The organism is Pseudomonas sp., assembly GCF_032058845.1.
GTDB lineage: Bacteria > Pseudomonadota > Gammaproteobacteria > Pseudomonadales > Pseudomonadaceae > Aquipseudomonas.
This window is the reverse complement of record NZ_DAMCCR010000166.1, coordinates 1-5785: the sequence shown is the minus strand read 5'-3', so window position 1 is coordinate 5785 and position 5785 is coordinate 1. Positions and strand designations below refer to the sequence as shown.

The window sequence follows — 5785 nt, the reverse complement described above, 5'->3', positions numbered from 1 at the left end:
CGGAAGTTGTTCATCTGCTCTTCGCTGATGCGACCTTCCATGAAGGCGCGGGCGTAGATGCCAGGGGAGGCGTGGCCTTGATAGAAGATCAGGTCGCCGCCGTGTTCATCGGTCGGGGCCTGGAAGAAGTAGTTGAAGCCGATGTCGTACAGGGTCGCGCTGGAGGCGAAGCTCGAGATGTGTCCGCCCAGGTCCGAGTCTTTCAGGTTGGTGCGCACGACCATGGCCAGCGCATTCCAGCGAACCAGCGAGCGAATGCGGCGTTCCATGAACAGGTCGCCAGGCATGCGTGCTTCGTGGGTCACGGGAATGGTGTTGCGGTACGGCGTGGTGATGGCGTACGGCAGCTGCGAGCCACTGCGGGTGGCCAGCTCGCCCATACGGGTCATCAGGTAATGAGCGCGGTCTTCGCCTTCTTTGTCGAGGACCGACTCCAGTGCATCCAGCCATTCCTGGGTTTCGATTGGATCGAGGTCTTGCATGGCTTGCTCCAGGGCGGAAAGGCAACCAGAATCGGAAGCCTGAGTTTGCGACTGGCCTTATGGGCAGACGTCTTGAATTCTTGGATTGCCGGCGTGATATCCGGCGGCGTGTAGTTTTACTACAAATGCTTTCGGATTTCATGCTTTTGCAGAGAAGGGGTAGTAGTAAAACTACAGAAAGACGACGTCAGGTCGCCCTTCGGCTTGTGGGAAAAATCGTTCCTGTACGTTAAAAATGCTTCTTTAATCCCGCTTTATTGAACTTTTCTGCTGCTTGAATCCATTAAGAAGCTATTAATAACTTTTTGTATACACTTCTCCAAGGTCAGCCTTCCCCGTGGGCGCTGCCTTCCCCGTCTCAAATGCCGATCAAGGATAGCCCATGCGCCAGCCTTTGCCGCCCTCTCTGCCCGCCGCACTGCAACCGATCGTCGCCCGAAACCAGCAGTGGCTGGCAGAAGCCGTGGCTGCGCATGCCGCGCTCGATCCCGCGCAGTGGTCTGCCGGGCAGCGTGAGCAATTCGAGCAGGTAGGGGCGGCCAGTGACTTCGTCATGCAGCAGGTGGTGCGCGAGCCTGCGGTGTTCTGCGAGCTGATCGGCAGCGGCGAGCTGCAGCGGGCCCTGGCTCCGGGTGAGCTGTGCGCGCGCCTCGCCACGGCGGTGCAGGCGGCGCAGACCGAGGACGAACTGGGGCGTGTGCTGCGCCATGAGCGCAACCGGCAGCAGGTGCGCATCATCTGGCGCGACCTGACTCGCCAGGCCGAACTGAAGGAAACCTGCCGCGACCTGTCCGAGCTTGCCGACGCCTGTATCGACCAGGCCTATCAGTGGCTCTACCCACGGCATTGCCAGCAGTTCGGCACGCCCGTGGGCGCACGCAGCGGTGAAGCGCAGCACATGGTGGTGCTGGGCATGGGCAAGCTGGGCGCAGTGGAGCTGAACCTGTCGTCGGACATCGACCTGATCTTCGCCTTCCCCGAAGGCGGCGAAACCCAGGGCGTGAAGCGTCCGCTGGATAATCAGGAGTTCTTCACCCGCCTGGGCCAGCGGCTGATCAAGGCGCTTGATCCGGTCACCGTCGATGGTTTCGTGTTCCGCGTCGACATGCGCTTGCGCCCGTATGGCTCGTCCGGCGCGCTGGTGCTGAGCTTCAACGCGCTGGAGCAGTATTACCAGGACCAGGGCCGCGACTGGGAGCGCTACGCCATGATCAAGGCCCGCGTGGTGGCCGGTGATCAAGCGGCCGGTGCGCAGTTGCAAGCCATGCTGCGCCCGTTCGTGTACCGCCGTTACCTGGATTTTTCCGCCATCGAAGCGCTGCGCACCATGAAGCAGCTGATCCAGCAGGAGGTGCGGCGCAAGGGCATGGCCGACAACATCAAGCTCGGTGCCGGCGGCATCCGCGAGGTGGAGTTCATCGCCCAGGCGTTCCAGCTGATCCATGGCGGGCGCGACCTGAGCTTGCAGCAACGGCCGTTGCTCAAGGTGCTGGCGACCCTCGAAGGGCAGGGCTACCTGCCGCCCGCCGTGGTGGCCGAGCTGCGCGATGGCTATGCCTTCCTGCGCTACACCGAGCACGCCATCCAGGCGATCGCCGACCGGCAGACGCAGATGCTGCCCGAGGACCCTGTCGACCGCGAGCGCGTGGCCTACATGCTCGGTTTTGCCGACTGGACGCAGTTCCATGAGCGCCTGATGCAATGGCGCGAGCGCATCGACTGGCATTTCCGCCAGGTGATCGCCGACCCCGATGAGGATGAGGCCGAAGGCGAACTGGTGGTAGGGGGGGAATGGTCGCCGCTGTGGGAACAGGCCCAGGATGAAGAGGCCGCCTGCAGGCAGTTGCAGGAAGCCGGTCTGCAACAGCCGGCCGAGGCCTTGCGGCGCCTGACGGCGCTGCGTGCCAGCCCGTCGTTGCGTTCGATGCAGCGCATTGGTCGCGAACGGCTGGATGCGTTCATTCCGCGCCTGCTGGCCCAGGCCGTCGAGCATGCGGACCCCGACCTGGTGCTGGAGCGGGTGCTGCCGTTGGTCGAGGCGGTGGCGCGGCGATCAGCGTACCTGGTGCTGCTCACGGAAAACCCCGGTGCGCTGCGCCGCTTGCTGACCCTGTGCGCAGCCAGCCCGTGGATCGCCGAACAGATCACCCGCTTCCCCTTGCTGCTCGATGAACTGCTCAACGAAGGCCGGCTGTTCAGCCCCCCACTGGCGCCGGAACTGGCCTCTGAACTGCGCGAACGCCTGATGCGCATTCCCGAGGACGACCTCGAGCAGCAAATGGAGGCGTTGCGGCATTTCAAGCTGGCCCATAGCCTGCGTGTGGCCGCCTCGGAAATCACCGGCAACCTGCCGCTGATGAAGGTCAGCGATTACCTCACCTGGCTGGCCGAGGCGATTCTGGACCAGGTGCTGTTCCTCGCCTGGCGCCAGACCGTGGCGCGCCATGGTCAGCCGCAGCGCAGCGACGGCAGCCTGTGCGAGCCGGGCTTCATCATCGTCGGGTACGGCAAGGTGGGTGGCATCGAGCTGGGGCACGGTTCGGACCTCGACCTGGTGTTCATCCACGACGGTGACCCGAATGCCGACACCGATGGCGCCAAGCCCATCGACAGCGCGCAGTTCTTCACCCGCCTGGGCCAGCGCATCATTCACCTGCTGACCACGCAGACCAACTCCGGGCAGCTGTATGACGTCGACATGCGCCTGCGGCCGTCCGGGGCCTCGGGCCTGCTGGTGAGTTCGCTGGGCGCCTTCGAGCGTTATCAGCAGAACGAGGCCTGGACCTGGGAGCATCAGGCGCTGGTCCGGGCGCGGGTGCTGGTGGGCTGCAAGGCGGTGGGCGGTGCCTTCGAGGGCGTGCGTGACCGCGTGCTGGGCAAGGCGCGCGACATCGGTGCGCTGCGCACGGAGGTCAGCGACATGCGCGCCAAGATGCGCGCCAGCCTGGGGACCAAAAGCTCCGCTGCCGGGACCGCCGCGAACGCCTTTGACGCCGGTGTGCCGTTCGATCTGAAGCAGGACGCTGGTGGTATCGTCGACATCGAGTTCATGGTGCAGTATGCCGCCCTGGCGTGGTCCCATGACCATCCTGCACTGTTGCGCTGGACCGACAACATCCGCCTGCTCGAAGAGCTCGAACAGGCCGGCCTGATGCCTGCTGCCGATGCGGCGTTGCTGCGCGAAGTCTACAAGGCCTTCCGCTCGGCATCGCACCGACAGGCGTTGCAGAAGCAGGCTGGGGTGGTGGATGCCAGCCAGTTCGCTGATGAGCGCCGTGAGGTACGGCGGATCTGGGGGGAATTGGGGCTGGGCTGACGGTTTTTGAGGCGTGGTGGCGGTTATTGGGTGCCACTGTGGGGTATGCGGTGCTTGGGGTGGGGCTGCTGCGCAGCCCATCGCGGCTAAAGCCGCTCCTACAGGGGGCATCGCGGCTGACCGGCGCGCCGGACCGGCCGCTCCTACTGTGGGAGCCAACTGTCTTTCGCTTAGGGCTGACAAACGGTCGGATCAGACTTTCCTCAACCGCAACGCGGTCCGTGTGGGAGCGGCTTCAGCCGCGATGGCCCGCGCAGCGGTCCCAAAGTCGCAAACGCGTCACTCAGGCGTTATGCGGCACGTGGGTGGTACACTGTGCGCCACACAGCCTGAATATAAAGAAAGAAGACCGGCATCTCGCCGCCGTGCCGTTCTGCCGCACGGTGCGCCCGCCGACTTCTCCAAGGGTCGGCCCTCACAGGTGCCGGCCCTTTCAAGTTCTGGAAAACGCATGAGAATACTGATCATTGGGCCCAGCTGGGTCGGCGACATGGTGATGGCGCAAACGCTGTTCCAGTCCTTGAAACAGCGCCATCCCGACTGCGTCATCGACGTGCTGGCCCCTGACTGGAGCCGGCCGATCCTCGAGCGCATGCCCGAAGTGCGCCAGGCCTTGAGCTTCCCGCTCGGCCATGGCGCGCTGGAACTGGGCACGCGGCGGCGCATCGGCAAATCGCTCAAGGGCCAGTACGACCAGGCGATTCTGCTGCCCAATTCGATGAAGTCCGCGCTGGTGCCGTTCTTCGCCGGCATTCCATTGCGCACCGGCTGGCGTGGCGAGATGCGCTGGGGCCTGCTCAATGATGTGCGCAAGCTCGACAAAGCCCGCTACCCGTTGATGATCGAGCGCTTCATGGCCCTGGCCCATGCGCCTGGCGCCGACTTGCCGCAGCCTTATCCTCGTCCCTCCCTGCAGATCGAAGCCGGCAGCCGCGACGCCGCCCTGGCCAAGTTCGGCCTGGCGCTGGATCGCCCGGTGCTGGCGCTGTGCCCAGGCGCAGAGTTCGGCGAGGCCAAGCGCTGGCCTGCCGAGCACTACGCCGAAGTCGCCGATGCGCTGGTGCGCCAGGGTTGGCAGGTCTGGTTGTTCGGCTCGAAGAAAGACCATCCGGTGGGCGAGGCGATCCGCGAGCGGCTGATTCCGGGCTTGCGCGAGGAGTCGGTGAATCTGGCCGGTGAAACGTCGATGGCCGAGGCCATCGACCTGATGTCCTGCGCCGACGCCGTGGTGTCCAACGATTCGGGCCTGATGCACGTCGCCGCCGCGCTCGATCGCCCGCTGGTGGCGGTCTACGGTTCCACTTCGCCAGGCTTCACCCCACCGCTGGCCGAGCAGGTCGAAGTGGTGCGCCTGGGCCTGGACTGCAGCCCGTGCTTCGACCGCACCTGCCGCTTCGGCCATTACAACTGCCTGCGCCTGCTCGAACCGCAGGCGGTGATCGCCGCGCTGCAACGCCTGCACGGCAGCCAACTGATCGATGTCATGGCCGGGGTCGACTAAGTGCGGGTACTGATCATAAAAACCTCGTCTCTGGGCGATGTGATCCATACCCTGCCGGCCCTGACCGATGCCGCCAGGGCGCTTCCAGGCATCCGCTTCGACTGGGTCGTGGAAGAGGGTTTCGCCGAGATTCCAGCCTGGCACCCGGCCGTGGATCAGGTGATCCCGGTGGCCATCCGGCGCTGGCGCAAGAACCTCTGGCAGACCCTCGAGAGCGGCGAGTGGAAGGCCTTCAAGCAACGCTTGCGCGAGCGCACCTATGACCTGGTGATCGACGCCCAGGGGCTGGTCAAGTCGGCCTGGCTGACGCGGCTGGTCAAGGCGCCGGTGGCGGGGCTGGACCGCTACTCGGCGCGTGAAGGGCTGGCGAGCCGCTTCTATGACCGGCGCCTGTCGGTCGCGGTGGGCCAGCACGCCGTGGAGCGGGTGCGCCAGCTGTTCGCCATGGCGCTGGCCTACGACCTGCCCGAGGGGCTGGGCGACTAC

3 protein-coding genes and 1 pseudogene are annotated in these 5785 nt (G+C 65.1%); 3 read left to right on the top strand and 1 reads right to left on the bottom strand.

From position 1 onward, the window contains the following. A pseudogene (locus RT028_RS19725) lies at positions 1 to 482 on the bottom strand (pyruvate dehydrogenase (acetyl-transferring), homodimeric type); the annotation flags it as partial. Positions 483 to 864: 382 nt separating this feature from the next. On the opposite strand from RT028_RS19725, the gene glnE reads away from it, so the two are divergent. The 3 genes from glnE to waaC all read left to right on the top strand — a co-directional run. Further along, positions 865 to 3798: a bifunctional [glutamate--ammonia ligase]-adenylyl-L-tyrosine phosphorylase/[glutamate--ammonia-ligase] adenylyltransferase gene (glnE, locus tag RT028_RS19720; protein ID WP_312937088.1), complete on the top strand. Its 2934-nt coding sequence runs from the start codon at positions 865 to 867 to the stop codon at positions 3796 to 3798. Between the two features lie 451 nt (positions 3799 to 4249). After that, positions 4250 to 5299 (top strand): lipopolysaccharide heptosyltransferase II, encoded by a 1050-nt coding sequence (waaF, locus tag RT028_RS19715; protein ID WP_312937086.1) that lies wholly within the window; start codon positions 4250 to 4252, stop codon positions 5297 to 5299. Continuing rightward, positions 5300 to 5785, top strand: a 486-nt coding sequence (gene waaC, locus RT028_RS19710; RefSeq protein WP_312937084.1) for a lipopolysaccharide heptosyltransferase I, incomplete at its 3' end; no start/stop codon positions are given.

Excerpts from the sequence above, each read along its gene's own strand:
- glnE (WP_312937088.1), top strand. The coding sequence starts at position 865 with ATGCGCCAGCCTTTGCCGCCCTCTCTGCCCGCCGCACTGCAACCGATC.
- waaF (WP_312937086.1), top strand. The coding sequence starts at position 4,250 with ATGAGAATACTGATCATTGGGCCCAGCTGGGTCGGCGACATGGTGATG.